Origin of the sequence: Agromyces sp. CF514, from assembly GCF_900113185.1 — a bacterium.
Classification (GTDB): Bacteria; Actinomycetota; Actinomycetes; order Actinomycetales; family Microbacteriaceae; genus Agromyces.
On record NZ_FOZD01000002.1, the window covers coordinates 387,620 to 413,877 of the forward strand.

At 68.8% G+C, this 26,258-nt stretch carries 23 protein-coding genes and 3 tRNA genes; 11 read left to right on the top strand and 15 right to left on the bottom strand.

From position 1 onward, the window contains the following. Positions 1 to 9: 9 nt before the first annotated feature. From BM342_RS14565 to BM342_RS14580, 4 genes are read left to right on the top strand one after another with little or no spacing between them, the layout of a single operon-like run. The gene (locus BM342_RS14565; RefSeq protein ID WP_092967440.1) at positions 10 to 1,185 is read left to right on the top strand and encodes a DUF1972 domain-containing protein; all 1,176 of its coding nucleotides are present in this window, start codon (positions 10 to 12) and stop codon (positions 1,183 to 1,185) included. Continuing rightward, a complete protein-coding gene (locus BM342_RS14570; protein ID WP_092967442.1) occupies positions 1,182 to 2,279 on the top strand; it encodes a Gfo/Idh/MocA family protein in 1,098 nt (365 codons plus the stop codon). The genes BM342_RS14565 and BM342_RS14570 overlap by 4 nt, the downstream gene beginning before the upstream one ends. Continuing rightward, the gene (locus BM342_RS14575; protein ID WP_218154950.1) at positions 2,276 to 3,181 is read left to right on the top strand and encodes a hypothetical protein; all 906 of its coding nucleotides are present in this window, start codon (positions 2,276 to 2,278) and stop codon (positions 3,179 to 3,181) included. Before BM342_RS14570 ends, BM342_RS14575 begins: the two co-directional genes overlap by 4 nt. Before the next feature lie 6 nt (positions 3,182 to 3,187). Next, entirely contained in the window at positions 3,188 to 4,285 is a 1,098-nt protein-coding gene (locus BM342_RS14580; protein ID WP_092967444.1) for a glycosyltransferase family 4 protein, read from the top strand. Between the two features lie 54 nt (positions 4,286 to 4,339). Here the strand turns inward: BM342_RS14580 and BM342_RS14585 are convergent, their stop codons facing one another. From BM342_RS14585 to BM342_RS14595, 3 genes are all read right to left on the bottom strand, one after another. Further along, positions 4,340 to 5,707, bottom strand: a complete 1,368-nt coding sequence (locus BM342_RS14585) for a sugar transferase (RefSeq protein WP_177232210.1) — start codon at positions 5,705 to 5,707, stop codon at positions 4,340 to 4,342. Between the two features lie 580 nt (positions 5,708 to 6,287). Beyond that, the gene (locus BM342_RS14590; RefSeq protein ID WP_092967448.1) at positions 6,288 to 6,983 is read right to left on the bottom strand and encodes an alpha/beta fold hydrolase; all 696 of its coding nucleotides are present in this window, start codon (positions 6,981 to 6,983) and stop codon (positions 6,288 to 6,290) included. Further along, positions 6,884 to 7,987 carry an EamA family transporter gene (locus BM342_RS14595; protein WP_092967450.1) on the bottom strand — a complete coding sequence of 368 codons (1,104 nt, stop codon included), beginning with the start codon at positions 7,985 to 7,987 and terminating at the stop codon, positions 6,884 to 6,886. Before BM342_RS14595 ends, BM342_RS14590 begins: the two co-directional genes overlap by 100 nt. A 241-nt stretch (positions 7,988 to 8,228) precedes the next feature. Between BM342_RS14595 and BM342_RS14600 the strand changes: the two genes are divergently transcribed. Continuing rightward, positions 8,229 to 9,272 (top strand): zinc-dependent alcohol dehydrogenase family protein, encoded by a 1,044-nt coding sequence (locus tag BM342_RS14600; RefSeq protein WP_092967452.1) that lies wholly within the window; start codon positions 8,229 to 8,231, stop codon positions 9,270 to 9,272. A gap of 55 nt (positions 9,273 to 9,327) precedes the next feature. On the opposite strand, the gene BM342_RS14605 is transcribed toward BM342_RS14600, so the two are convergent. Next, positions 9,328 to 10,206 (bottom strand): KPN_02809 family neutral zinc metallopeptidase, encoded by an 879-nt coding sequence (locus BM342_RS14605; protein ID WP_092967454.1) that lies wholly within the window; start codon positions 10,204 to 10,206, stop codon positions 9,328 to 9,330. A gap of 87 nt (positions 10,207 to 10,293) precedes the next feature. On the opposite strand from BM342_RS14605, the gene BM342_RS14610 reads away from it, so the two are divergent. Continuing rightward, a complete protein-coding gene (locus BM342_RS14610; protein ID WP_092967456.1) occupies positions 10,294 to 11,307 on the top strand; it encodes a PHP domain-containing protein in 1,014 nt (337 codons plus the stop codon). A 52-nt stretch (positions 11,308 to 11,359) separates the two neighbouring features. Here the strand turns inward: BM342_RS14610 and BM342_RS20210 are convergent, their stop codons facing one another. The 7 genes from BM342_RS20210 to BM342_RS14645 all read right to left on the bottom strand — a co-directional run bounded on the left by BM342_RS20210 (position 11,360) and on the right by BM342_RS14645 (position 18,716). After that, complete coding sequence (locus BM342_RS20210; protein WP_255368827.1) at positions 11,360 to 11,794, bottom strand: DUF7882 family protein; 435 nt, start codon at positions 11,792 to 11,794, stop codon at positions 11,360 to 11,362. Between the two features lie 168 nt (positions 11,795 to 11,962). Beyond that, positions 11,963 to 12,799: an alpha/beta fold hydrolase gene (locus tag BM342_RS14620; RefSeq protein ID WP_092967458.1), complete on the bottom strand. Its 837-nt coding sequence runs from the start codon at positions 12,797 to 12,799 to the stop codon at positions 11,963 to 11,965. Between the two features lie 98 nt (positions 12,800 to 12,897). Further along, the gene (locus BM342_RS14625) at positions 12,898 to 13,233 is read right to left on the bottom strand and encodes a DUF3467 domain-containing protein (protein ID WP_092967460.1); all 336 of its coding nucleotides are present in this window, start codon (positions 13,231 to 13,233) and stop codon (positions 12,898 to 12,900) included. A 79-nt stretch (positions 13,234 to 13,312) separates the two neighbouring features. Further along, positions 13,313 to 15,196, bottom strand: coding sequence for a Na+/H+ antiporter NhaA (gene nhaA / locus BM342_RS14630; protein WP_092967462.1), 1,884 nt, complete (start codon positions 15,194 to 15,196; stop codon positions 13,313 to 13,315). Between the two features lie 81 nt (positions 15,197 to 15,277). Further along, complete coding sequence (locus BM342_RS14635; RefSeq protein ID WP_092967464.1) at positions 15,278 to 16,267, bottom strand: hypothetical protein; 990 nt, start codon at positions 16,265 to 16,267, stop codon at positions 15,278 to 15,280. Further along, positions 16,267 to 17,157, bottom strand: coding sequence for a hypothetical protein (locus BM342_RS14640; protein WP_092967466.1), 891 nt, complete (start codon positions 17,155 to 17,157; stop codon positions 16,267 to 16,269). Before BM342_RS14640 ends, BM342_RS14635 begins: the two co-directional genes overlap by 1 nt. A gap of 374 nt (positions 17,158 to 17,531) precedes the next feature. Next, the gene (locus BM342_RS14645) at positions 17,532 to 18,716 is read right to left on the bottom strand and encodes a DGQHR domain-containing protein (RefSeq protein ID WP_177232211.1); all 1,185 of its coding nucleotides are present in this window, start codon (positions 18,714 to 18,716) and stop codon (positions 17,532 to 17,534) included. Positions 18,717 to 19,478: 762 nt separating this feature from the next. On the opposite strand from BM342_RS14645, the gene BM342_RS14650 reads away from it, so the two are divergent. The 3 genes from BM342_RS14650 (at position 19,479) to BM342_RS14655 (ending at position 22,136) form a co-directional block, all read left to right on the top strand. Beyond that, positions 19,479 to 20,207, top strand: a complete 729-nt coding sequence (locus tag BM342_RS14650) for a DUF6338 family protein (protein ID WP_143109894.1) — start codon at positions 19,479 to 19,481, stop codon at positions 20,205 to 20,207. A 333-nt stretch (positions 20,208 to 20,540) separates the two neighbouring features. Beyond that, a complete protein-coding gene (locus BM342_RS19660) occupies positions 20,541 to 21,191 on the top strand; it encodes a hypothetical protein (RefSeq protein WP_143109895.1) in 651 nt (216 codons plus the stop codon). Between the two features lie 141 nt (positions 21,192 to 21,332). Further along, positions 21,333 to 22,136 (top strand): tyrosine-type recombinase/integrase, encoded by an 804-nt coding sequence (locus tag BM342_RS14655; RefSeq protein ID WP_092967472.1) that lies wholly within the window; start codon positions 21,333 to 21,335, stop codon positions 22,134 to 22,136. A 37-nt stretch (positions 22,137 to 22,173) separates the two neighbouring features. Here the strand turns inward: BM342_RS14655 and BM342_RS14660 are convergent. The 3 genes from BM342_RS14660 to BM342_RS14670 all read right to left on the bottom strand — a co-directional run bounded on the left by BM342_RS14660 (position 22,174) and on the right by BM342_RS14670 (position 22,545). Further along, positions 22,174 to 22,246, bottom strand: a tRNA-Phe gene (locus BM342_RS14660). Positions 22,247 to 22,314: 68 nt separating this feature from the next. Next, positions 22,315 to 22,388, bottom strand: a tRNA-Asp gene (locus tag BM342_RS14665). Between the two features lie 84 nt (positions 22,389 to 22,472). Then, positions 22,473 to 22,545, bottom strand: a tRNA-Glu gene (locus BM342_RS14670). A 251-nt stretch (positions 22,546 to 22,796) separates the two neighbouring features. On the opposite strand from BM342_RS14670, the gene BM342_RS14675 reads away from it, so the two are divergent. Further along, the gene (locus BM342_RS14675; protein WP_092967474.1) at positions 22,797 to 24,089 is read left to right on the top strand and encodes a M23 family metallopeptidase; all 1,293 of its coding nucleotides are present in this window, start codon (positions 22,797 to 22,799) and stop codon (positions 24,087 to 24,089) included. 25 nt (positions 24,090 to 24,114) lie between these two features. Further along, positions 24,115 to 25,401: a C40 family peptidase gene (locus BM342_RS14680; RefSeq protein WP_255368828.1), complete on the top strand. Its 1,287-nt coding sequence runs from the start codon at positions 24,115 to 24,117 to the stop codon at positions 25,399 to 25,401. Positions 25,402 to 25,667: 266 nt separating this feature from the next. Here the strand turns inward: BM342_RS14680 and ppa are convergent, their stop codons facing one another. After that, positions 25,668 to 26,153, bottom strand: a complete 486-nt coding sequence (ppa, locus tag BM342_RS14685; protein WP_092967476.1) for an inorganic diphosphatase — start codon at positions 26,151 to 26,153, stop codon at positions 25,668 to 25,670. Positions 26,154 to 26,258 lie beyond the last annotated feature (105 nt).

Below are 26,258 nucleotides of genomic sequence, written 5' to 3' on the forward strand. Positions count from 1 at the left end.
GAGCCTCCGATGCACGCCGATCAGGTCACCGCCGACCGCCGTCCCGTCGTGCGCATCCTCGGCACGCACGGGATCCCCGCGGCCTACGGCGGGTTCGAGACGGCGGCCGAGAACGTGGCGATCCACCTCCGCGACGGCGGTTGGCGTCCGGTCGTCTACTGCCAGGCCGATGGCGACGGGCCGATCGTCGAAGACGTCTGGAACGGCATCGACCGAGTCACGATCCAGGTCGGCCGCGACGGATGGCTCGGCACCTCGCTCTTCGATCTGCGTTCGATCCGCCATGCCTGCCGGTTCCGTGATCCGTGCATCACGTTCGGATACAACACGGCCGTGTTCAACCTCGCGCAGGCGATGCTGGGCATCACGAACGTCATCAACATGGACGGCATCGAGTGGTCTCGCGCGCGATGGGGATGGCCCAGGCAGGCGATCCTCTACGTCAACGAGCGGATCGCCTGCTGGGTGGGCGACGCGCTCATCGCCGACCATCCGGTGATCGAGGAGTACCTCGCCCGCAAGGCCCGCCGCAGCAAGCTGCACACCATCACGTACGGGGCGAACGCCGTCGGCGAGGCGCCGACCGAGCCGGTGACGGCGCTCGGCCTCGAGCCGGGCTCGTACCTCACGATCATCTGCCGGCCCATCCCCGAGAACTCGATCCTCGAACTCGTGACGGCGTTCTCGCGCCGGACTCGCGGGGTCAAGCTCGCCGTGCTCGGCACGTACGGCGACGACGATCCGTTCCACCGGGCCGTCCGAGAGGCCGCGAGCGACGAGGTCGTCTTCGTGGGATCCGTCTACGACCCCGCCGAGCTCGCCGCGATCCGGTTCCACTCGCTCGCGTACCTCCACGGGCACACGGTGGGAGGCACCAACCCGTCGCTCGTCGAGGCGATGGCCGCCGGCAACCCGGTGCTGGCCCACGACAACCCGTACAACCGGTGGGTCGCGGCCGACGGAGCGCTCTACTTCTCGACGATCGACGAGGCGGCCGATCGGTTGGACGACCTCATCGGTTCGGCGCGACTGCGGTCGACGCTCAGCGCGAGGGTCCGTGCGCGGCATGCCGCCGAGTTCACCTGGCAGCGAGTCGCCGGCCAGTACCAGGCGCTCCTCGAAACCGCATCGGGCATCTCGCCGGAAGACAGCGCCCCGGCAGCACTCACAGGAGGCATCGCATGATCAGGGTCGGCATCGTCGGACTCGGCAAGATGGGGTTGTCGCATCTCGCGATGATCAACGCGCACCCCGACGTCTCCGTCGAGGCGGTCGTCGATTCGACCGGATACATCCTCGACGTGCTCGGCAAGTACACGGGTCTGCCGACCTATGCCGACTACGAACGGATGCTCGACGAGGTCGAGCTCGACGCGGTCCTGATCGCGACGCCCACCAGGTTCCACGCCTCGATGGTCCGTGCGGTCCTGGAGCGCGGCGTGAACGTCTTCTGCGAGAAGCCGCTCTGCCTGACCTCGGCCGAATCCGTCGAGCTCGCGAAGCTCGCCGCCGAGCGCGGCCTCGTCACGCAGGTGGGCTACCACAATCGCTTCGTCGGAGCCTTCCGCGAGGTCAAGCGCCTGCTCGACCTGGGGGCCATCGGCAAGGTCACCCACCTGCAGGCGGAGGCCTACGGCCCGGTCGTGCTCCGCCCGAAGGGGTCGACCTGGCGCACGCAGCGCACCGAGGGCGGAGGTGCGCTCTACGACTACGCGGCGCATCCGCTCGATCTGCTCACGTGGTACGCAGGGGCGCCGATCGGCGTCGGCGGCACCGTGCTCGGCAGCGTGTTCTCGGCCGACACCGAAGACGAGGTGTTCGGCACCCTCTTCTTCGAGGACTCGGTCTCGGCGCAGATCTCCGTGAACTGGTCAGACGAGTCGTTCCGCAAGATGACGACGCGCATCACCGTGATCGGCACCGCAGGGCGCATCCAAGCCGACCGGCAGGAGGTGCAGACGTACCTGCGGTCGACCGCGCCGCACATCGACGGCTACGACCCCGGATGGAACGTCCGCTACACGACCGAACTCACCGAACCGGTCTGGTACTACCTGCGAGGCGAGGAGTACAGCGCGCAGCTGGACCACTTCGTCCGACGCGTGCACGACCGGTCGGTCGAGCCGGCGAACGACTTCGCGAGCGCGGTCGCGACCGACCGGATCATCGAGATGATGACGGCGGATGCTGCGAGAGGACCGCTCATGCTCGCAGCCGAGGCCCCGGCCAGGGCGACCGCGGCCAAACCGTTCCGACAGCTGCTGAGGAGGCGGGCATGACGATCGAACAGTCGGTGGCGATGCCGGAGAAGGTGCGGCGGCTCGACCGCGTGCTCTTCGGCGACAACCAGTTCTTCGGCGTGAATCACATGTCCGAGGAGCGGGCCCGTGCGCAGGCGATGCGATTCCAGACCACGGACTCGATCATGGAGGTCCTCGACGACGCGATCGATGCGGGCATCACGTCGTTCATGTGCACGACGCACGATCGCATCGCGGAGATCGCCGATCGGGTGCGCGCCGACCCGAAGCGGTACGACGGCTTCACCTTCCTGCCCTGCATGCCGTACGCGCACAAGTACGCCGATGCCGTGACGGAACTCGGCATGCTCGGGGCACTGCGACGCTTCCTCCCCGAAGAGGGCGCGCTCAACGCGATGATCCGAGGCGGCACGTCCATCGCCAAGAAAGACGTCGCGGGTCTCGTGACGCTCCTCGTCGACGCGGAGATGGCGATGTTCAAGGGCACGCGGACGCCGGTCGTCTGGTTGCAGAACGTCGTCACCGACCTGCTGCTCGGCCTCGGGTTCGTCGATGCGTTCGCGATGTTCGCGGATCACGTTCGTCGACGCTACGACGCGGAGCCCGGATTCATCACGATGAACCTCCCGATGCTCCTTCCCGTGCTCGACCGAGCCGGCGTCGAGAACCCGCTCGTGTGCTCGAACATCAACAAGCTCGGCTTCCGGATGTCCGGCGGCATGGACGCCTACCGGGATGCGCTCGAGGAACGGCCGTTCCGGGCGGTCGCGATGTCGGTGTTCGCCTCGGGGGCGATCCCCCCGGCCGAGGCCATCGAGTGGATCTTCGAGCAGCCGAACATCGAGTCGATCGTGTTCGGTGCGTCGAGCCGTCGCCACATCGCCGACACCGTCTCGCTCGTCCGCCGATACGCCGGGTGACGTTCGATGCGCGTGCTCTTCGACGGCTTCTGGTGGGGCACGGGGCCGCTCTCGAATCGTCAGGTGCTCCGCGAGTTCGTGTTCGCCTGGATCGCGACCTTCCCAGACGACCAGGTCGCGTTGGCGGTTCGAGCGAGGGATGTCAGGCGCGCGCAGGCCGAACTGCCGGATGGCGTGGTCGTCGTCCCGACGCACTTGGCGCCGCAGGGGGTCAGCGCGATCGCGGAGCTGCCGTTCGTCGCGAAGCGGATCGGGGCCGATGTCACGATCACGCACAACTTCACTCCGGCGTTCGGGCGTTCAGCCGTCTTCATCCACGACTTCATGTTCCTGACGCGGCCGGAGTGGTTCACCTCGCGTGAGCGCTGGTACTACTCGCTCATGCCGGCCACCGTGCACCTGAGCGAGGTGGTCTTCACCTCGTCGGCGACGGAGGCGAGGCGCATCGCCGCCTTCGCCCGCACCCGCCCGGTGGTGCCGGTCGGGCTCGCCGTCGGCGGGAGCCTGCTCGATGCGCCGCTCGTGCGCCCCGAGGGCCTCGACGGCGTGGTGGGGTTCCACCTGACCGTCGGGCGGCTGAACGCGCGCAAGAACCTCGCGAACACCATCATCGGGGCGGTCGAGTCGGGTGTGATCGACCGGCGTGCGCCGCTCATCGTGGTGGGGGAGCCGGGCGGGCGTGCGGCGAAGTTCCCGGCCGCCGTCGACGAGGCGGTCCGTCAGGGCGTGGTCCGGTTCCTCGGTCGCATCGACGACGGCGAGCTCGCGTGGCTCTACGCTCACGCCGACGGGTTGCTCTTCCTGAGCCTCGACGAGGGCTTCGGCATGCCGACGCTCGAGGCGCAGGCGTTCGGCGCACCGATCCTGGCGAGCGACATCCCCGTGTTCCGTGAGATCCTCGGCGACTCGGGCGCGGTGTACGTGGATCCGCGCGATCCTGCTGCGATCGCCGACGGCCTGCGCCGGCTTCCCCACCGGGGCGAGCCGGAGACGGCTCGGCCCTCCCACGAATACTCGTGGGAGCGGAGCGTGCGCGCGATGCGTGACGCGATCCGCGCACCGCAGTCCACGCCGCAGCGCGTGGCGTCGTCGCATCGGCCGTGACCACCCACGTGACCGCCCCTCGACGAGGCGGCGTGCCGCGGACGGCCCGAGCGCTCAGTACGCGCCGTCGGCCTTGACCACGCTGCGGACCGTGCGCCAGATGATCATGAAGTCGCCCGTCATCGACCAGTTCTCGACGTAGTAGAGGTCGAGCCTGACGCTCTCCTCCCAGTCGAGGTCGCTGCGGCCGCTGATCTGCCAGAGTCCGGTCAGGCCGGGCTTGATCATCAGCCGCCGGGAGACGACGCCGTCGTAGGCCGCAGCCTCGACCTGGAGGGGCGGGCGCGGGCCGACGACGCTCATCTCGCCGATCAGGATGTTCCAGAACTGCGGCAGCTCGTCGAGCGAATGCGCCCTGAGGATGCGTCCGATACGGGTCACCCGCGGGTCGTCGCGAACCTTGAAGAGCAGCCCCGCGCCCTCGTTCTGCACCTTCAGCTCGGCGAGCCGGTCCTCCGCGTCGATGCACATGGAGCGGAACTTCAGTATCTCGAAGGTGCGCCCGTCTCGTCCGCACCTGGTCTGCCTGAAGAAGACGGGCCCGCCGTCGTCGAGGCGGATCGCGATCGCGATGACGAGCACGATCGGTGCGATGAGCAGGAGCGCGGCGCCCGCGAAGAGGATGTCGAATCCGCGCTTGGCGACGTGTCGGACGCCGTCGAAGGCGGGGATCTCGACGTGCAGGAGCGGGAGTCCCTCGACCGGTCGGAAGTGGATGCGTGGGCCCGCGACGTCGGTGAGGCGCGACGAGAGCACGAGTTCCGCGTTGGTGCCCTCGAGATCCCAGCCGAGCCTTCGCAGGCGGTCGCCGTCGTCGCCCAGATCTCCGGTGACGATGACCGCGTCGGCACGCGCATGGGTCGCTGCGGGTGCGGCATCGGCCAGGCCGCCGAGCACGGGCAGTTCGCGCGCGCCGAGTTCGAGGCTCGCGCTCGGGGCGTCGTCGGAGATGACGCCGACGACGTCGTAGCCCGCGGCGGCGTTGCGCTCGATCTGTCGTACGACGTAGACGATGTCGGCGAGCGAACCGATCACGATCGCCCGCGAGAGGTACCGGCCGCGGCTGCGTTGGTTGAGCAACCAGCGACGCCAGAGCCATCTGCTGAGGAGGAGGCTCGCGGTTCCGGCGGGGAGCGCCACGATGAAGTACCAGCGAGGCGCCCCGGTGCTGACCAGGAGGAGCACGAACGCGAGGACGCCGAACGCGGCCGCGGTGGCGTTCGCGACCCGCTTGTACTCGAGGGCTCCGGCACCCACGAGATGCAGGTCGCGGGTGCGGAATACCGTCATGGCGATCATCCAGGTCACTGCGATGAGCACGGGAACGCCGACGTACTGCATCGTCGGTTCGTTCGCGACGGCCGTGCCCTCGATGAGCAGACGGATCCAGACGCTGGCGAGCACCGATCCGGCGATCGCCACCGTGTCCGTGAGCCTGACCCGGTCGCGGTAATGCTGGAGGGCTCTCGCGCCGGACGCGTGGGAGGCCGACGACGTCTTCGTCGACGTCGCTGCGGGGGAACCGGCGAGCGTTGCGGGAGTCAGGCGCGCACCGCCGACGGGGTCAGCGGGCGACGGTACCGTACTCATGGGCAGGTGTGGGGGCGAGTCGAAGAAGCGGTGCGATGCGGTGGCACTGGCGCGTCAGGCAATGTGTGGTCATCGGGTCCCACATTCGTTTTCGGGTAACGGATCGCTGGGCGCTGGAAAGACGATCGTGAGGTCCGGGAGCGGGTGCATCGGAGAGGTCACGATCTGCTGAACATCGGGTGAACAGCTGAAGGAATGACTGACTCCGACGCTATTCGTCGCGCGGCTGTCGGGCCTCTCCCAAAAGGGGTGCCACTCTTTCGGGGGGTTCGCGTCGGATCGGAATCGTGGTGCCTTCGAGCGGCATCCGCGCGCGCTCGAAGGCGCGGGCGAAGCGCGCGCTCAGAGGCGCCGGCGACGCGCGCGATCGCAGGCGGCGGCGGCCCGGTCGACCGGGCCGCCGCCCGGCAGTTCAGCGGACGGCCGCGGCGATCGCCTGCCCCAACTGCACCGGTTTCGTGAACTGTGGCCAGTGCCCCGTCGGAAGGTCGACGTAGTCGATGTCGTGCACGGCGGCGAGCTCGCGCGTGAATGGCGCGTCGGCGGCCAGCCACTCGTGCAACGCCGAGCTCGGGAACTCGCACGCGATGACCGTGATGGGCACGTCGTAGCGGCGCTCGTCGCGGAGCACGATCGGGTCGAGGGCCACGCCCGCGGGTTGCGGAACGGCCCGCGCCCGGAAGGCGGCGCGCAGGCCGTCGTCGAGGTCGACGAGATCGGCCTCGTCGAACTCGTGCCACGGGGGCAGCGGGATCTCGCCGTCGACCATGGGCAGCCCGTCGTTGATCGGCAGCCCGTCGGCGAGCGGGCCGGCGTCGACGTAGACCACCCTGGCGATGCGGTCGGGCCGCCGATCGGCGACGCCATGGGCGATGGCCCCGCCGCCCGAGTGGCCGACGAGCACCACGGGTTCGTCGAACCCGTCGACGACGCGCACGACGGCGTCGATGTGCTCGCGGAGCCCGATGCGGGAGCGGTCGGCGTCGACCGACTCGAGCCCGGGCAGGGTCAGCGGATGGGTGCGGTGCCCCTGCTCTTCGAGGATGGGGACGACGTCGTTCCACGACGAGGCGTCGAGCCAGAACCCGGGGATGAGGATGATGTCCATGCCATCGAACGTACGTTCGACCGCCGACATCGGCTCGAGGCGAGCACGAGGATCCCGGCACCCAGGATCACGAGGCCGAGCACCGAGCCCGCGGCGAGCGTCTCGCCGAGCACGAGCACGCCCAGCACGCTCGCGGTGAGGGGCTCGGCGAGCGTGAGCGTCGAGACGACGGCGGGAGCGAGGCCGGCGAGGCCGACGCCGAAGAGCACGTAGGCGAGGGTCGTCGCGACGAGCCCGAGCCAGAGCGCCATGGCGAGGCCGGGGCCGGTCGCCAGCCACGAGGCATCCGTCAGCAGCAGGATCGGCAGGCTCGCGACCGCGGCGACGCCGAACAGTGCGCCCATGCTGCCGGTCGGCGACCAGCCTCGGTCGAGCAGGTGCTTGGCCGCGAGCGTGTAGACGGCGTACGAGGCGCCCGCCGCGACCGAGGCGACGATGCCGAGCGGGTTCGACGAGGCTTGCGACGGATCGGTCGCGACGGCGAGCACCGCGACGCCCGTGGTCGCGATCGCGGTCGCCACGAGCCACCGCCGACCGGGGAATCGCCTCCGCAGCGCCCAGTCGAGCGCACCCGTGATGACGGGCGCAGATCCGAGGGCGACGACGGTGCCCACGGCGACGCCGTTCGAGGCGGTGCCCGCGAAGAAGGCGGGCTGGTAGGCGAGCACTCCGACTGCGCCGATCGCGATCGCGAATGCGATGGAGCGCGGATGCCGGCGGCGAACGCCCGTCGCACGCTCGGCGCGCCCGGCGGCACGCCCGATGGGTCGCCCGGCGGCCACCCCGGTCGCCGGCCCCGTCGCCACGCCGCCCGGCGCCCCGCTCGCGACGACGGAGCGCCGCCGCCACGCCATGAGCCCGGCGACGAGCGCGAGCGCGCCTCCGCCGATGAGGATGCGCGCCGCGCCGATCGAGACGGGGTCGGCGTCGGGGCCGAGCGCCTGTGCTGCGCCCGTCGTGCCGAAGCACACGGACGCGAGGAGGACGGCGACGACGAAACGCATACGGAGATTGTTCCACAATTCATGCGTGGCCGACACCCCATGACGGATTCCGACCGATTCCGGACGATTCGGCCCGTTTCGCCCGTTCCTGCGCGGGTTCGCGGCCTCGCGACGCTCCACGGGCCGGTAGGCTCGCATCCTGTCGCCCGCGATGCCGCGTGGCGGAAGCGCAGCCCCCAGCGCCCCGCCGACCCGACGCGCACGCCTCACCCGCGACATCCGTCGACCCAACGGAGGACCCGTGCGTGCCGTGCTCTTCACCGCGTTCGGCGAGCGACCCGAGCTCGCCGACGTGCCCGAACCCGCCTGCCCGCCGCGCGGCGCCGTGATCCGCGTGCGCGCCACCGGCGTGTGCCGAAGCGACTGGCACGGGTGGATGGGCCACGACGACACGATCTCCCTGCCGCACGTGCCGGGCCACGAGTTCGCCGGCGAGATCGCCGAGCTCGGCTCCGAGATCTCGGCCGACTCCGGGTGGGCCGTCGGCGATCGCGTCACCGCGCCGTTCATCTGCGCGTGCGGCCGCTGCCCCGAATGCCTCGGCGGCAACGAGCAGGTCTGCGACGCGCAGTCCCAGCCCGGCTTCACCCGATGGGGCTCGTTCGCCGAGCTCGTCGTCGTCGACGAGGCCGAGCTCAACCTGATCCGGCTGCCCGACGCGCTCGGCTTCGTCGAGGCCGCCTCGCTCGGATGCCGCTTCGCCACCGCCTACCGCGCGATCATCTCCCGAAGCCGCCTCGCTCCGGGCGAGCAGATCGCGGTGCACGGATGCGGCGGGGTCGGCCTCTCGGCGATCATGATCGCCGTCGCGGCGGGCGTCACGGTCTACGGCGTCGACGTGTCGGACGCCGCACTCGAGGCCGCCGAGAAGCTCGGTGCCGTGCCCGTGCGCGGCGGCGAGGGCGCCGCGGAGCGCATCCTCGAGGCATCCGGCGGCGGGGTCGACGTCTCGGTCGACGCCTTCGGCAGCAGCGAGACTGCGTTCGCCTCGGTGCAGAGCCTCAAGAAGCGTGGGCGGCACGTGCAGATCGGCCTCATGGTCGGCAGCTCGGCGCTCGCCGCGATGCCCATGGACGCCGTCATCGCGGGCGAGCTCGAGATCCTCGGCAGCCACGGCATGGCCGCGCACGAGTACCCGTCGATGCTCGATGCCGTCGCGTCGGAGTACTTCCGCCCGATCGAGCTCGTGGGGCGCCGCATCGGCCTCGACGGGGTGCCCGACGCGCTCGCCGCGATGGGTACGGCCGGCGCAGCGGGCTCGGGCATGACGGTCGTCGAGCTCTAGACGGTCCCCAGCGCCGTCCGGGCCGGCTTCAGGCGGAGACCCGGCCGCGGGTCGTTCAGAGCTGCGAGCCGTCGACGCCGAACGTGTCGCAGGCCGTAGGGCCCTGCTCGTAGCCGGTCGTGAACCACCGCTGGCGCTGCTCGCTCGTGCCGTGCGTGAACGTGTGCGGCGTCACCTGGCCCTGCGCCGCCTGCTGGATGCGGTCGTCGCCGACCGCGGCGGCCGCGCTCAACGCGTCGGCCACCTCTGCGGCCGTCGGCTCCTGCAGGAACGGCACGCCCTGGTCGTCGCGGGTCTGCGCCGCGTCGCCGACCCAGGCGCCCGCGAAGCAGTCGGCCTGGAGCTCGGTGCGGACGCTGTTCGACGTCGGACCCGTCTGGCCGTCCTGCGCGGCCTCGAGGGTGCCCGCGAGGTTCTGCACGTGGTGGCCCCACTCGTGCGCCACGACGTACATCTGCGCGAGCGGGCCGCCGCTCGACCCGAACCGGCTCTCGAGCTCGTCGAAGAACGTCACGTCGACGTAGAGCGTCTGGTCGGGCGGGCAGTAGAAGGGCCCGGTCGCGCTGGTCGCCGCCCCGCACCCGGTGCTCACCGATTGGGTGAAGAGCACGAAGTCCTGCGGGGCCGTGTAGGCGACGCCGAGGTCGGCTGGTGCCGCCTGCTCCCAGTACTCCTCGAGCGAGGCCGAGGCGCCCTGCATGCGGCAGTCGACCCGCTCGTTCGCGTCCTGCCCGGTGAGGCACTGCTCGAGGCTCGAGTCGGTCGTCGGCTCCTCCGCGCCGCCGCCGAGCAGGCCCGTGAGGTCGACGCCCAGCAGCTGGGAGATGATCACGAGGGCGACCACGCCGAGTCCGCCGCCGACCGCGATGCCGGTGTTCCGACCGCGCTTGGAGGTCTTGCCGCCGCTGATGTCGGCATTCGGGTTGAACGTCATCCTCCGAACGTATCCCACGTGGTTTCGTTCCGCGGATCTGGGGGAGGGGGTTGCCCGGCATCCCCCCGAGCGCGTCAGAATGGGCGGATGGACCCGATCGCAGCCCTCGAGGAGATCGCCTTCCTGCTCGAGCGCGATCGGGCGTCGGCGTTCAAGTCGAAGGCGTTCCGCAAGGCCGCGGGTATCATCGGCGAGTTCGACGCCGCGCAGCTCGCCGAGCGCGTGCGCGACGGGCGGTTGAAGCGCACCGCAGGCATCGGCGACACGACGTTCGCGGTCATCGCCGAGGCGGTCGCCGGCGACGTGCCCGCCTACCTCGTCGCCCTCCGCGAGAAGAGCGGCCCGGCCGCGGGCGCCGCGCCCGAGGGGCTCAGGGCGAAGGTCCGCGGCGACCTGCACAGCCACACCGACTGGTCCGACGGCACGACGCCGATCTCGACCATGGCGCGCGCCGCCGAGCTCGTCGGGCTCGAGTACCTCGTCGTGAGCGACCATTCGCCGAACCTCACGATCGCGAACGGGCTCAGCGTCGAACGCCTGCTCGACCAACTCGACGTGCTCGATCGTCTGAACGCCGATCGCGGCATCCGGCTGCTCTCGGGCATCGAGGTCGACATCCTGCTCGACGGCTCGCTCGACCAGACGCCCGAGATGCTCGAGCGGCTCGACGTGGTGGTCGCGAGCATCCACTCCAAGCTCCGCACCGAGTCGAAGGAGCTGACCGAGCGGATGCTGCGCGCGGTGGGCAACCCGCGCACGAACGTGCTCGGGCACTGCACGGGTCGCCTCGTCGAGGGTGCGCGTGGCACGAGACCCCAGTCGACCTTCGACGCGAAGGCGGTGTTCGACGCGTGCGCCGAGCACGACGTGGCGGTCGAGATCAACTCGCGCCCCGAACGTCAGGATCCGCCCGACGACCTGATCCAGCTCGCACTCGATGCCGGATGCCGCTTCTCGATCGACAGCGACGCGCACGCTCCGGGGCACTTCGCGTTCCTCGAACTCGGTGCAGCCCGCGCCGAGGCGAACGGGGTGCCCGCCGAGCGCATCGTGAACACCTGGCCGGTCGAACGCCTGCTCGACTGGGCCGCGGCGCGCTGAGGCATCCGCTCGCCCGTCGCGAAGTGCGACCGCTCTTCGGTCGAAGTGCCCGTCAGACGCCGACGGGCACGCTCGGCTCGACCGGGGTCGCGTCGGGGCCGGGCGCCGGGGCAGCCAACGGCGACCGCGACGGGGGCGCTGTCAACGGCTCGGGCAACGCCGAGAGCCCGGCGTTCGACGAGGCCGCCGCGGCGAGCTGGTTGAGCCAGGCGCGGTTGAGCAGCGGGGAGCGGTTGCCCGCATAGACGAACTCGAGGGCGATCGACGGGCCGAACCATACCGTCGACTCGCGCCCGCCGACCTCCCAGCTGAACGGGAAGGACTCCTGGCGGCGCAGCTTGTCGATGATGACCACCTGCAGGTGCGCGAGCACGCGGTCGTCGATGGGGATGCTGCCGGTGCCGTTGTAGACGAGCGTGCCCACTCGGGCCTCCGGGGTGTCGGGATGATCCGCGAGGCCGGGCGGCCTCGGGATCGGGAGGGCCATGGCTCGGTCAGAGCCTCGGACCCCACCCCCGGGCCCGGTCGTGCGGTCCACCCGCAGGGAGCATCATATGCGTTGCGACGCCTGCTGTGGCGGTTTCTCCACCGCGCGACGGCGTGCGCGACGCCCTGCGCGCACGCCGACGTGCCGGCGTGCGCGCCCCGCGCCGGCTCAGCCCTCGCCCCCGAGGAACGCCAGCAGTGCGGTGTTTACCTCCTCGGCATGCGTCCAGAGCAGGCCGTGCGGGGCGCCCTCGATCTCGACGACGGTCGCGCCGGGCAGCCGCTTGGCGAACTCGCGCGCCGTCGCGTCGATCGGCAGGATCCGGTCGGCGGTGCCGTGCAGGATGAGCGCCGGCACGTCGATGTGCTCGATGTCGCCCCTGAAGTCGGTGAGCCAGGTGTCGACGCAGGCGGATGCCGCGTACCACGACGCTGCGGCGGCGACCTGCCAGCTGCCGCGCACCGCGTCTTCGGAGATGCGCGTGCCGAGGTTCTCGTCGAGGTTGTAGAAGTTCTCGAAGAACCCGGTGAACCACGCGAACCGGTCGCCGGTCGCGGCGGCCTTCAGGTCGTCGAAGTCGGGGGCGGCGCCCGTGGGATTGTCGTCGGTCTTGCGCAGGTACGGCTCGAGGCTGCCGAGGAAGGCCGCCTTCGCGACGCGCCCGCTGCCGTAGGTGCCGAGGTAGCGGCCGACCTCGCCGGTGCCCATCGAGAACCCGACGAGCGCGACATCCGTGAGCTCGAGCGTCTCGAGCACTGCCTCGAGGTCGCCCGCGAACGTGTCGTAGTCGTAGCCCGTCGTGGGCTTGCTCGAGTCGCCGAACCCGCGCCGGTCGTACGTGATCACGCGGTACCCGGCGTCGAGCAGCACGCGCGACTGCTTCTCCCAGGAGGCGCCGCTCAACGGATACCCGTGGATCAGCACGACCGGTGAGCCGGTTCCGTGGTCTTCGTAGTACAGCTCGATCGGTGCCGAGTTCTCGGTTCCGACGGTGATGTACGGCATGAGCGCCCCCTGCTTCTCGTGACGGATGCCGCAAGTCCACCATCCGTGCGGCGGCGGTGCAAGGGGTTGCTTCCGCACGTGCGGCGCGGGGGCGGCGACTACTCCGTCGAGTGCCCGTGGCCGAACAGCGGGCGCTCGGGCGGCTTGCGCCCGGTCTCCTGCTCCCACGCCTCGAGCTGCTGGGTGAGCGCCTTCGCGAGCTCGAACACCTGCTCGGGTGGGATCCGGATGCGGCTCACGATCTGGCCGGGCACGGCGACCGCGCGCGACCCGTCTGCGTCTTCGATCGTCGACGGCGGCTGGGTGAGCGCGACGTAGTCCATGACGAACACGTTCGGCGTGTGCCAGACGCGGGCGAAGTCGGCGAACACGCCCTGGGCGCGATCTGCGGGCAGGTCGATCTGGAATCGGCGCGGAAGATGGTCGTCGCTCACGGTGCCTCCTCGGTCTCCGGATGCCGCGGCGCGGCGGAGAGCGCATCCACCGGGGCGGGTGCCGCCGGTCCTCTCGAAGCTACACGCGCACCGTGCCCGTGTCGGAGGCGTTCGCCCCCAGCGCACGGATCAGCGACTGCGCGTCGTACGGGCCGACATGACGGCGGCCGTTGACGAAGAGCGTCGGCACCGAGCTGATGCCCATCGCCTCCGCGTCGAGCATGTCGTCGCGCACCCGCCCGGTGACCTTCGGTGACGTGAGGTCGGCCTCGAACTTCTCGACGTCGAGTCCGAGGTCCCGCGCGAGGGCGATGATGTCGGAGGGCCGCTGGTTGTCCTGGTCGGCGAACAGCCCGCGCTCGAACTCGAAGAACTTGCCCTGCAGCGAGGCGGCCTCCGACGCCTCGGCGCCCGCGAGCGCGTTGGGGTGCACCTGCTCGAGCGGTGCGTGCCGCCAGACGTAGCGCAGCTGATCGCCGAGCTCGGCCTTGACCTCCTGGATCGATCCCGACGCCTTGAGGCAGAACGGGCACTGGAAGTCGCCGTACTCGACGATCGTGTACGGGGCGTCGTCGGATCCGAACACGTGGTCGCGCTTCGAATCGATCGGCCGGGCGAGCGTCTGGCCGGTGTCGAGGTCGGGGCGCGCGGCATCCGAGATCCTGAAGATGATCGTGGCGAGCACGAAGGCGATGACGGATGCCGCGAGCACGCCCACCCTGGCCTCGTTCTGGGCGGTCTCGTCGTCGATCGCGAGGTCGACGATGAACAGCGAGATCGTGAACCCGATGCCGCAGAGCGCCGCTCCTCCGAGGATGCGGTCGAGCGTGAGGCCCGGGCCGAACTCGCCCAGCTTCAGCACCCGCAGCAGCGCGGTCGACCCGAACACGCCGACGAGCTTGCCCACCACGAGGCCGATGACGATGCCCCAGGTGACGGACGAGCCGACCGCGCCGGCCAGGATCTCGGGGCTGAGCTGCACGCCCGCGTTCGCCAGCGCGAACAGCGGCAGGATCACGTAGGCCACGTACGGGGCGTACGCGGACTGCAGGCGCTCGTTGATCGAGATCGACTCGCGCAGGCTGTTCGCCGCTGCGCGCGCGTACTCGGTGTTCGGCGACTGGCGGAACGTGCGCGCCAGGTCGAGCGCGTGCTCGACGTCGCGGCGGTTGGGGCGGTACACGGGCACGAGCAGTGCGATCGCGACGCCCGCGAGCGTCGGATGCACGCCCGACGCGAGGAACGCCATCCACACGATGATCGACAGCGTCGCGTACACCGGTCCGCGCCCGCCGCGCAGGTAGCGCGTGAAGTACACGCCGACGAGGCCGATGGCCGCGATGATGAGCGGCATCGGGTTGAAGTCCTCGGTGTAGACGAGCGCGATGATGCTGAGCGCGCCGATGTCGTCGACCACCGCGAGCGCCAGCAGGAACACCCGCAGGCGACCCGGCACCCGCGGGCCGATGAGCGCGAGCGCGCCGACGAGGAACGCGGTGTCGGTCGAGATCACGACGCCCCAGGCGTGCTCCTGGCCCGAACCGTTCGCGACGAGCACGAAGAGCACGGCCGGCACCACGAGCCCGGCGATCGCCGCGACCACCGGCACGACGGCGCGCGACCAGCTCGTGAGCTCGCCGATCGCGAACTCGCGCCGCACCTCGAGGCCGACCGTGAAGAAGAAGATCGCCATGAGCGCGTCGTTCACGAGCGCGTGCAGCGTGAAGTCGAGGGTCAGGTCGCCGACGCCGACCGACAGGTGCGTCTCCCAGAAGCTCTCGTACGAACCCGCCGCGACGTTCGCCCAGATGATCGCCGCCGCGGTCGCGATCAGCAGCAGGAGCGCGCCGATGCGGTTCTGCCCCATGTCGCGGATCTTCTCGGCGATCGAGGGGCGCGGTCGCGTGCTCGAGCTGGCCGGCTCGGGGTCGGGCGCCCGCTGCGTGAGCGTGAGATCGGTCATCGATGTATTCTCGTCGACCCCCGTGGGGGCGACAAGCGATCGGACTCGTATCGACTCACGGGCGCAGGCGGCGGGCAGGATTCAGCCGGCTAGGAGGGCCTCAACACTGCACTCGGTGCCGTCCACGGCCTGACAAGTGAATCCGTCAGCCGTCACGAGCAGGAACCGGGCACCGGATGCGACGAGCCCTGGGAGCGCGAAGTCGGAGCCTTCGACGTCGATCGGGGTCGAGTCCTTGCCGCTCTGCGCCGTCAGCTGCAGTGTCCCGGTCACGGCAGTCGCGCTCAGCAGATCGATCACGATCGTGCCGTTCTCGCCCGGAGCCAGGTTCCACGCGACCGGGGAGTCTGGGCGCCCGTCACCGCCGAGCGTGTCTCCGCCGAAGTACGCGGTGGCGGCGGGCTGGTCGACGAACAGTCGCGCAGACTGCACGTCGGGGGTCGGGGTCTCGCATACGACCCGGATGCGCACGTCGCCGGTGGCAGCGGAGGTCACGGCCCGGAACTCGGTGAGCGCGAGCATGGACCCCTCGCTCGCGCGATTCCCCATGTCGACGGCGACCCGGTGTGCGAGCGGCTTCGCGTTGGAGGCGAGCCACGCGAGTTGCTCGGAATCGCAGGCCCCGCCCACGGGGAAACTCGTCAGGTCGGCACCCGGTGACAGCGCGAACTCCTGTGGGCCTGCTTCGAACGGCGCAGCCGAGACCTCGAGGGAGCCGAGCCCGGTCGCATCCCGCAACAGGATCGGCATGACTCCGATGATGCCCGTGGCGAACGACACCGCGGAGACGACGATCGTGATGGCCTTGCCTGTGCGGGTCCAGATGCGCCGCTGGAAGAAGGACAACGGCCTCTCGGCGGTGGTTGCCTCGGGTGCGGCTTCGGGTGAGAGTGCGGGTCCGGGGCTCTCGGGCGTGGGCGCTGGCTGGTCGTCGAGCGGAGCGGGTTTCACTCCGGACAGCTGCTGGTCGTCGTCGACGGCAGCGGATGCTTCGGCGACGCCCGCCTGTTGGTCGGCGACGACGGGTGCCTCTGTGTCGGTTGTCTCATCTGGGGTCGCCTGATCCGTCATCACAGCGCCTGGTATCCGGCGATGAGCTGATTCGCCTGCTCGGGGGTGCAGAACCCCAGCTCGCAGTCGATACCCTCCTCGAACAGCGTGAACGAACCCATGTGCTCGACAGTGTAGAAGTTCAGTCCATCGGCGATCGCCACCGTCTCGGTCGCACCGCCCACCGTCACGTCGGCGACGATCGACCCGGAGAAGCTCCCGGTGAAGCCGTCGTGGTTTGCCGACAGCACCAGCTGCACGAGCTCACCGGGCGACAGGTTCAGCACGACGGGGCTGCCCGCGGGAGCGACGCCGGCCGTCGAATCGCCCCACGGCGGCTCACCGTAGACGGCAGGTCCACCCGCAAGCGGCACGTTGACGAACTGAATGCCGGCGTCGCCACCGTAACCGGCGCACTGGAACGAAACGACGCGTGTGCTCTCGCTCGTGCGCTCCCCTTCGAACCGGATTTGGTCGATCGTCATCGCGGACCCGTCGGTCGCGTCGTTCCGGAGGGTGACGGCCGGCGGGATGGAGTCCTTCAGGTCGTTCTCGACGAACCATTCCATGCGCTCGGGCGTGCACCCGTTCCCGTCGAGGGGCATCGATGCCATCGCATCGAGGGGGACGTACCAGACATCGTCAACGCTGTCGCCGGTCTGGTCGTAGGCGTTGAAGCCTCCGTCGAGTTTGATCCCGACGCTCGTGATCGCCGGTTCCGCTTCGACTGATGCATCGGGTTCACGCGTCTCGACGGTGAGCGTGTCAGCAGAGCTGTCGCGCCGGTTGGCATCGGCGACGATGGGGATGACGATGGTCACCGCCGTGATGACGGTGACCAGCGCGCCTCCGAGGGCGATGAGGGTTCGCGGTAACTTCCGGCGCGGCGAACCTGCGGGGGAATCTGACATTCCTCCACTTTGGTGCAGGCGATCGTCAGTGCCCCAGCCCCCCGTTGAGGGGCGTACCCCCACCACGGCGGCCCAGCGGAATGACCGACAGAAGCAAGAAAACCCTCGGTCGCCCGAGGGATTGGGTTATGACTCCGACCGGCATCGATCCGGTGACCTCTCGATTTTCAGTGAGCCCGGGCGGTTTTCACTCAGTTTCTATGGATGCGATATCGCGCTGATCAGGGATTCTCCGAAACGGTCACAGTTGGGTTTCAGATGGTGTTCGCGCATTTAATGGCACATTAATGGCACAAGATTTGCCCGGACGGTGTCCACAAGCGGGTGCGACTGAGGCCTAGAAGCGATCGCTTCTAGGCCTCAGATGATGGGTGTCAGGCTGTTGGCTTCTTGCCGTAGTAGACCCATGCGTAGAGGGTCTTGTACAAGTCCGCCTGGCCCGCAAATCCGGCCTGTGAGGCCATCCACGGGTTCCGCTCGTCCTTCTCCAGGTTGACCTTCTCCCAGTCGACATCCGAGAGTGCGCCGACGAGGCTCTTCATGCGTTCGTTGAAGTTCGGATGTTCGAGCGCGCTGGTGATGATGTCCTTGCCGAGCTTCGCCAGGGATGCGACACCGACGAGCTCCTTGATGCGATACTTCGGCGAGTACTCCACGGAGTTGCCGTCTTCATCGAGTCGGAGACGGGCCTCGCCATTCCACGCTTCCGCACATGCCTGGGCCACCAGGGCCCAGTACGTGCGAGCGATCCCGTCAACGTCCTTGTCGGCCGCTTCGAGGCGCCCCAAGAGTTCACTCGGGAACATCGATGCTGAGGACCGCCGGAGACCCTCGAACGTCACCGGCTTGTTCGGGTCACGAGCGCCAGTGAGGTTCACCTGTCCATGCCATACGGATTCGTCATGGCGGGCGAGCATGGTCGCAATCAGCCGCACGCGCTGGCTGTGGCTCATCGACCCAACTTCGCGTACGTCGGCCTTAGTGATCTCGATCAGGGCCTTGGGGAGCTTCTTCTGCTCGGTGTTGATGATGTCGAAGAACTCGGCCTCATCAACGAAGTCCAGCCCGAAGTACAGGCTCACAGGAACGAGAGGTGAGAAGGTCGGGTCGCTCTCCCAAGCCTGGACCAGGCCCAGGTAGCGATGCTGGCCGTCTACGACTGACATCACGGCCTCGCCGAACTCCTCCTTGATGCCCTCGATGTCGCTGTCCGCAAACAGGTCGAGAAATCGCTCGATGTCCTTTGAGTCGTTCAGGCGAACAGAAACGATGATCGGCGTCGTTCGGGATGTGCGCGAGCGGGACAGGTAGAAGCGGGCGATCTTCGGGATTCTGTCCCGCATGGGCTCGCGCTGGTAGCCATGCTTGTCAGGGGCGGGGGACTCGGGGTCGGTCTTCTCGAAGTTGCTGATGAACAGCAGTTCGGACATCGCGGATGGGGTCATTGCCGCGGAGGCTTCGCGGTCCGCCTCGAGGACGCCCAGGAGTGCAATGTTGCGCCCCTCAAGCGAGGTTCCGTTATTGGTGGAGGACCCGAAGGTGCTCACGATCTCGGACATTTTCTTGCTCCTATCCCACCGGTGGTGGTTTGAGGTTGTCGCGGTTGGCCCTTTGGGCTGACCGCCTCGTCGCGTCGCGCGACGTAATACAACCATAACTCAGTCGTTCAGTGACCGTCAAGTCTTGCGACCATCCGTTCTCAGTACCGATTTCTGAGAGGGAGTCGCCGTACAGTCGCCTCCGTGGCATGAAAGTTGCGGCCGACGGGGTTCCAACCAAGTTCAGCGATCAGCCACACAAGGCCGATCCGCCGCGCACGTACGTCGGGTGGAGCTTCTACCGAGACGTACGAGCCCATGCCCTGTCTGCCTACTGGAACATCCGCATCACGATGACACTGCACACCGCACACTGCGCACCGCACTCCCGCTGGCAACGCGCTGCCGACCCAGCTGCTCCGCACCTTGATTGGCGCCTTGCTGGGAGCTTGATCCGCAGGTCGCGTCCGAACATCACGCCTCGATCGCTGCGTACGTGGAACCCCAGTGGCTAGCGCCGGGATATGGCACGTCAATGGCACAGATTTCGGCGGCTGTGGCGGAATCAGTTGTGCGCGATACGTGGTGACTCATCAGCCCACCGTGAGGGATTGAAGGTCGGGTTTCGAGCGCACCGCCTCCGGCACTATCGAGGACGCTCGCTAACAGGCAGGAGACCTCCCATCGGCAGGCCGACTGAACGGACTCGATGTGGGTCGGTGTGTCGGACGCGACAGATATGCTCGACGCGGCCATACCTGTCGATAGCTGCGGAAGGGTGACGTGGGAATTCCTGAGGGAAGTCTTGCCATTGCCGCGTTCGTCGTGCTCGCCTTGCCAGGGTTCATCTATTCAGGGGTTGGCCGTTGGGCACGCGGCGAGTCTGCGACAGATCGGGACGCGGGTCTCACGGTCGCTCGTGGAGCAGTTTTTGCTGTTGCGCTGACAGGGTTCTACTTTCTTGTCTTCGGCGGATGGCTCTACAGCGGCTTGCAGCCGGGTGCCAGCGCGGATGCCCTGCTGATCGCAAGCCCTCGGCTTCTCGGTCTAATCGTCCTCGTCTTCTATATCGCCGTTCCCGCCACTGTCAGCTTGTTTCTGCATCGGCGTCAGATCGAGTGGGTGCGCCCCAAATGGGCGGTGGATGTGAGACCGAAGGTGAAGGTCGGCCTCGAGTGGGTGCGGCTGCCCCAGTCCAAGCATGGCTACAACTCCGCTCCTAGCGCGTGGGACTACGCCACGGAACAGAACCACCAGGCGTGGGTGAAGATCAAACGGTCCAACGGTGAGTGGGTTGGCGGTTGGTTCACGAAGGGGTCGTTCGTCACCACCTACCCCGAACCCCGCAGCATCTACATTGCCCATCAATTCCGCATGACTGACGACGGCAAGTATGACGGTGTCGATCCCCTCCCAGGGGCAGGGGTGTTCCTGATGATTAGCGATGACGACTTAGTGTTCTGGACAAACCCCGCGCGAGCGGACCAAGAGAAGGAAGATGGCGATGGCTGAAGGAAACGACCCTCGGATTCAGCAGATGGTTCCGGATCCCGACCGGATGATTGAACACGGTCAGAAGCCGACGAACTACGTTCGGCCGCCGAAGCCCCCTACGCAGGTACCCAATGGCGGTGTCGGCAACGCGACCAAGGACTGAACTGGCGTTTCATCAACGCGCCCACGCGTTTGGCGTGGGCGCGTTGATGAGGCTGTGCACCTTAGGCAACTGAGACGGCCGCTGGGGGCCGAAACTCATTCCCTCAGGCTGACGCAGCACCCTGAGCGCCCGACATCCTGGCCGGTATTGGCGCCCTTCGGGGCGACGTACTGCCAGACTTGGCGTTCATGTATGCCGTGGATTATGTAGCCGGAGCGTACCCTTCCGCGTTCGTTGAAGACCTCGTGATGCGCGGCGCAGGTGAAGTTGAGCTGGTCTTCATTCTGGAATCACCTCACACCGACGAATTACTCTCGAAGCACCCGCTTGCGGGCACAACGGGACGCGATGCATTGGCGATCCTTCGCGAGCAGACGCGAGGCACGGAAAGCCTAGGCGGGATCGTGAAGGCAAACATAAATGCCGGGGACGCGCGGGTAGCGATACTCAATGTTTCGACGGTGCCCCTGCAGGAGAAGGCCTTCAAGCCCAAAACCAAGATCGCCGCGCCGCCTCTGAATGACTGGAGCGTCCTGGTTGACATGCGTGATGCGAAGAGAGCGGCGCGCGTTGCGGTCGATCCAGCAGCGCAGGCCGTCATCGCAGCCCTCCATGCCGACTTGCAGCGCCGATTGCGAGGCGTGCCAATGGGCGCCGACTGCGTCGTGGCCGTATGCGGAGGATTCGCGCATCCATTCGGAAGAGCACTGAGCCTCGCCTCACGCCAGACGTTGATTGAGGTGCGGCATCCCTCCAACGGATGGTGGTTGGAAACGACTGGTCAGTTCGCAACCAATCTGGGCGTCGTCCGCGATCGCTTCCTGACCAGCACCCGATGACTCTCCAGCCGTACCCGAGGCTCGGTCCGACACGACGCTTGCCATCATGGTGGTCCACACGAACGGGACACCACCGCGGAGTGCGATGGGTGGGCGCGTCGCCGGCGGTCTCATGCCTCGAGTTCACCCGAGCCGTCGGCGGTGACCCACCCCGCCCGCGAGGTGAAACGGCCGAGCATGCGCGAGTCGATCTCGCCGGTGTCGCGAGCGCTCACGCTCGAGCAGATCGGCACGCTGCTCGACCTCATCCCTGACGGCGTCTACCGCCGATACTTCGCCGCGCTCGTCTACACGGGTATGCGCGCGGGCGAGGCGACCACGCTGCGCGTCGGCGACGTCGACTTCGGGCGCGGCGTCATCCGGGTCAGCCGATCGCTGAGCCCGGGCATGCGCGGCGAGCTCATTGAGCAGTCGCCCAAGAGCCACAAGTCGAGAGATGTCCCGCTGATCGACGCCCTGCGCCCGTACGCCGAAGCCGCGGCACGAGGCAAGCGGGGGAGCGATCTGCTCTTCGACGGACCCGACGGAGGCCGCCTCACGAATCACAACGCGCGCCGCGCGGTGAACTGGGAGGAGCTGCGCGAGGCGATCGGCCGGCCCGACCTGCGCATCCACGACCTGCGGCACACCTTCGCGACCATCCTGTTCGACGCCGGCGCCACTGCGCCGGACGTGCAGGCGACCCTCGGCCACTCGAGCCTGCAGGTCACCGAGCGCTACTCACGCGCTCGCGAGGGGGTCGCGCTCCGAGCCGGTGCAGCGCTGAACGATGCGCTCAGGCGAGCCGACGAAAGCACCGATGCAAGCGCGCCCAAGACCGCCGCCAACAGCGAAGCCAAGACAACTCATCCAGAACCAGAAATGGCACAACGCCGAACCAGGCGAACCCTTAATGGCACATTAATGGCACAGCCTCACCGGCGGCCTCGCGGAATGACCCGCTGACACGAAAAAACCCCCGGTAAACCGGGGGTTTTGACTGTGGCTCCGACCGGCATCGATCCGGTGACCTTTCGATTTTCAGTCGAACGCTCTACCAACTGAGCTACAGAGCCTCGAGGTGAAACACCCCGAATAAGGAGAAAGCCCCTTCTCTCGTAAGGGAAAGGGCTTGTCGCCTGAGCGACCCTGACGGGACTTGAACCCGCGACCTCCGCCGTGACAGGGCGGCACGCTAACCAACTGCGCTACAGGGCCTCGTTGTGCTCTCGCACGTGAAGCTATTCAATTGTACGTGATGTTCCGAGTGGTTTTTACCGCTTGGAACTTGACCTTCGTGAGTGACCCCAACGGGATTCGAACCCGTGCTGCCGCCGTGAAAGGGCGGTGTCCTAGGCCACTAAACGATGGGGCCGGAGGTCTTGCCTGGGGCATGACCGCCGAGAAGCAAGCATACGAGACGTTTCGCAGAATGGCAAAACGAGCGCCCGGATGCCGCTGCGAACGGTGTGCGAAGCCCCGGCGACGGCCGAACGGCGGTTGCCGGGGCATCCGCCACACGCGCTGCGAAATGCCCGAAACGCGCGCGAGGCGTGCCTAGGGTGAGGCTGCCACCCTGCACGAGAACTGAGGAGCGACAGGCCTCGCACGCCTGCACGACCACCGATGAAACGCACCAGATCACGCACGTCGACCGCCCGCACCCGTCGTCTCGTCGCGGGGCTCGCGGTCATCGCCGCCGCGCTCGTGGGAGCCGTGCAGCCGGTCGCCTCGCCGCAGGTCGCGTTCGCCGCCGACTACCCCACGTGGGACGAGCTGCAGGAGGCGAAGGCCAACACGAAGGCCGGCGCGGCAGCCGTGGTCGAGATCACCGGCCTCATCGCCCAGCTCGAGGACAACGTCGCGGCCACGCGTGCCGAGGCCGAGCGCCGCACCGACGAGCTCATCGTCGCCCAGCAGGCCTACGACGATGCGGTGTACCGCGCCGACCAGATCCAGGCCCAGGCGGATGCCGCGGCGAAGCAGGCGGCCGAGGCCGAGGCCAACGCGGGCCAGGTGGCCGCGCAGCTGTACCGCGCGGGCACGGGCGACGTGGGCGTGAGCCTGTTCCTCGACGCCGGGGACTCGGTCGCGACCGAGACCCTGCTCGGCAAGCTCGGCAGCATGGAGAAGATGGTCGAGCGCACCTCGGCGATCTACGACGGCGCGAATGAGGCGGCGAATACGGCGACCGCGCTCGCGGGGCAGGCCGACGTGGCGCAGGCCGAGCGCGAGAAGCTGCGCATCGCCGCCGAGGAGGCGCTCGCCGCCGCCCAGGCGGCGCAGGCCGCGGCGGAAGCCGCACTCGCCGAGTCCGAGGCGAAGAAGGTCGAGCTCGAGGCGCAGCTGAAGTTCCTGAAGGACACCGAGGCCAAGACCTCGAAGGCCTACGAGGAGGGCGAGCGCATCCGCAAGGAGGAGGAGCGCAAGCGCCGTGAGGCCGAAGAGAAGCGACGTCAGGAGGCGCTGGCGAACGGCTCGCCCGGCACGGTCGCGAGTTCGGGCTGGGCGCTGCCGGCCTGGGGTTCGATCACGGGCAACTACGGCCCGCGCTCCTCGATCTGCACCTCGGGCGGATGCTCGAGCAGCTTCCACTACGCCGTCGACCTCGGTACCGGATGCGGCGCCCCGATCTACGCGGCGAACAGCGGCGTGGTGCGCTACGCCGGCTGGTCGGGCACCTACGGCAACTACGTGCAGATCGACCACGGCGGCGGGGTCTGGACCGGCTACGCGCACATCGTCGAGGGCGGCATCCTCGTGGGCTACGGCCAGTGGGTGTCGGCGGGCCAGCAGATCGCCTGGAGCGGCACGACCGGCGCCTCCACGGGCTGCCACCTGCACTTCGAGGTCTACACCGACGGATACCGCATCGACCCGATCCCGTTCATGGCTGCGAGGGGGGTCGGCCTTGGTTGACAACCGCACCCGACCGGTGTCGCGCGTGAAGCCCGCGACTGTGTTCTCGACCGTCGCGATCGGCGCCGTCGCGGCATCCGTCGCCGCCGCCGGAGGCCCTGCGATGGCGGACCCCGACTACCCGTCGTGGAGCGACATCGAGCAGGCGAAGGCCAACGAGGCGACCAAGCAGGCCGAGATCGATCGCGTCGGCGCGCTGCTCACGGGGCTGCAGGTGGCAGCGGATGCCGCGGCCGAGGCCTCCATGAAGGCCGACGAGGCGTGGCGGGTCGCCGTCGACGAGCGCGATCGCGCGGCGGACCGTGAGCAGAAGCTCGGCGCCCAGGCCGACGAGGCCGACGCCGTGGCCGAGATCTCGAAGATGCGGGCGGGGCTCCTCGCGGCGCACCTGGCGAAGTCCGGCGGGGGAGACCTGTCGGCCGAGCTCATGCTCTCGGGCGACGACGCGAGCAAGCTCCTGCACCAGCTGGGCATGGCGTCCAAGCTCGGCGAGCAGGCGAACGAGGTCTACGAGCAGGCGAAGGTCGACCGCAACACGGCCGATGCGCTTCGAGCGCAGGCAGCGGATGCCGCGGCCGAACGCGAGCGCCTCGCGGCCCTCGCCGAGACGCGAGCCGACGAGGCGGCCGCCGCAGCGGATGCCGCGAACGCCGCGGTCGCCGAACAGCAGCAGCGATCGCAGGAGCTCTACGCGCAGCTCGCGAGCCTGCAGGGCACGACGGCCGAGCTCGAGCGCGAACGTGCGGAGGGCCAGGCGCGCGAGGCGGCCGAGGCCGCGGCGGCAGCCCGGGCGGCGGCCGAGGCCGCTGCCGCAGCGGCTGCCGAGGAGGCCGCGAACGGCGGTGGGGGCGACGGCGGCGGATCCGGTGGCGGAGGCGGCGGAGGCGAAGGCGGCGGCCAGCCCGGCGGCGGTGGCACCCCGGCCCCCGGGCCGCCCAACTCCGGAGCGGTCGAGACGGCGATCTGGTTCGCGAGCCAGCAGCTCGGCGAGCCGTACGTGCTCGGCGGTGCGGGCCCCAACGTCTGGGACTGCTCGGGCCTCACGCAGGCCGCCTACGGCTACGCGGGCATCGGCATCGGCACGCACTCGGCGACGAACCAGTACTACACGCTCGCCGCACGAGGCAAGGCCGTGCCGCTCTCGCAGATCCAGCGCGGCGACCTGCTCTTCTGGGGCGGAGGCGGCGACTACTACCACGTCGCGATCTACCTCGGCGGCGGACGCATCCTCGAGGCGCCCCGCGAGGGCGTGCCCGTGCGCGAGTACTTCATCTGGGGCTCACCCGCGGCGGCCGCCCGGCCGGCTGGCTGACCCCTCGGTCTCGCGGAATCGCCGGCCCGCGGCATCCGCTCGCCCTGCGCTGACTCGACTCGCAGGGCGGGAGAAGTTTTGCCCCGAGCGGAGGACCGATTCGGCGAAACGAACCTCCCGTCACAGGGAGCTCCTCCGCTGAGATGCAGCCACGGCGCCAGCTGCAGCCAATACACGTGAGGAGCGCCGCGCACGCAGAAGGGGCGAGCCGCAGCCCGCCCCTTCGATGTTCGGATGCCGCGGCATCCGTTCGTGCTGCGCGTCGGTCAGTGACCGGGGAACGCCTCGATGCCCGCCTGGATGATGGCGTCGGCTTCGGCCGCGTCGCCCCAGCCCTCGGTCTTGACCCACTTGCCGGGCTCGAGGTCCTTGTAGTGCTCGAAGAAGTGCTCGATCTCCTTGCGCGTGAACTCGGGGATGTCGTTCACGTCCTGGATGTGGTTCCAGCGGGGGTCGCCGGCCGGAACCGCGATGACCTTGGCGTCGCTGCCGCCGTCGTCGGTCATGTTGAAGACGCCGACGGGGCGCACCTTGACGCCCACGCCCGGGAACAGCGGGTAGTCGAGCAGCACGAGCACGTCGACCGGGTCGCCGTCGAGGCCGAGCGTGTTCTCGAAGTAGCCGTAGTCGGTCGGGTAGACGAAGGTCGTGTAGAGCACGCGGTCGAGGAACACCCGGCCGGTCTCGTGGTCGACCTCGTACTTGTTGCGGCTCCCCTTGGGGATCTCGATGACGGCGGCGTACTCGCCCATGTGGGTTCTCCTCGGTTGGTGGGTGCGCTGGTGTTCGCGTGCGCTGGTGTCGCGTGCGCGGTGCGCGTGCGCCGACGCCCGCCCAGGGCGGGCCGCGATCGGCGG

What these genes read in the sequence shown, in the direction of transcription:
- BM342_RS14565 (WP_092967440.1), top strand. Translation starts at nt 10, where the DNA reads ATGCACGCCGATCAGGTCACCGCCGACCGCCGTCCCGTCGTGCGCATC.
- BM342_RS14570 (WP_092967442.1), top strand. Translation starts at nt 1,182, where the DNA reads ATGATCAGGGTCGGCATCGTCGGACTCGGCAAGATGGGGTTGTCGCAT.
- BM342_RS14575 (WP_218154950.1), top strand. Translation starts at nt 2,276, where the DNA reads ATGACGATCGAACAGTCGGTGGCGATGCCGGAGAAGGTGCGGCGGCTC.
- BM342_RS14580 (WP_092967444.1), top strand. Translation starts at nt 3,188, where the DNA reads ATGCGCGTGCTCTTCGACGGCTTCTGGTGGGGCACGGGGCCGCTCTCG.
- BM342_RS14590 (WP_092967448.1), bottom strand. Translation starts at nt 6,983, where the DNA reads ATGGACATCATCCTCATCCCCGGGTTCTGGCTCGACGCCTCGTCGTGG.
- BM342_RS14595 (WP_092967450.1), bottom strand. Translation starts at nt 7,987, where the DNA reads ATGCGTTTCGTCGTCGCCGTCCTCCTCGCGTCCGTGTGCTTCGGCACG.
- BM342_RS14605 (WP_092967454.1), bottom strand. Translation starts at nt 10,206, where the DNA reads ATGACGTTCAACCCGAATGCCGACATCAGCGGCGGCAAGACCTCCAAG.
- BM342_RS14610 (WP_092967456.1), top strand. Translation starts at nt 10,294, where the DNA reads ATGGACCCGATCGCAGCCCTCGAGGAGATCGCCTTCCTGCTCGAGCGC.
- BM342_RS20210 (WP_255368827.1), bottom strand. Translation starts at nt 11,794, where the DNA reads ATGGCCCTCCCGATCCCGAGGCCGCCCGGCCTCGCGGATCATCCCGAC.
- BM342_RS14620 (WP_092967458.1), bottom strand. Translation starts at nt 12,799, where the DNA reads ATGCCGTACATCACCGTCGGAACCGAGAACTCGGCACCGATCGAGCTG.
- nhaA (WP_092967462.1), bottom strand. Translation starts at nt 15,196, where the DNA reads ATGACCGATCTCACGCTCACGCAGCGGGCGCCCGACCCCGAGCCGGCC.
- BM342_RS14635 (WP_092967464.1), bottom strand. Translation starts at nt 16,267, where the DNA reads ATGACGGATCAGGCGACCCCAGATGAGACAACCGACACAGAGGCACCC.
- BM342_RS14640 (WP_092967466.1), bottom strand. Translation starts at nt 17,157, where the DNA reads ATGTCAGATTCCCCCGCAGGTTCGCCGCGCCGGAAGTTACCGCGAACC.
- BM342_RS14645 (WP_177232211.1), bottom strand. Translation starts at nt 18,716, where the DNA reads ATGTCCGAGATCGTGAGCACCTTCGGGTCCTCCACCAATAACGGAACC.
- BM342_RS19660 (WP_143109895.1), top strand. Translation starts at nt 20,541, where the DNA reads ATGTATGCCGTGGATTATGTAGCCGGAGCGTACCCTTCCGCGTTCGTT.
- BM342_RS14675 (WP_092967474.1), top strand. Translation starts at nt 22,797, where the DNA reads ATGAAACGCACCAGATCACGCACGTCGACCGCCCGCACCCGTCGTCTC.
- ppa (WP_092967476.1), bottom strand. Translation starts at nt 26,153, where the DNA reads ATGGGCGAGTACGCCGCCGTCATCGAGATCCCCAAGGGGAGCCGCAAC.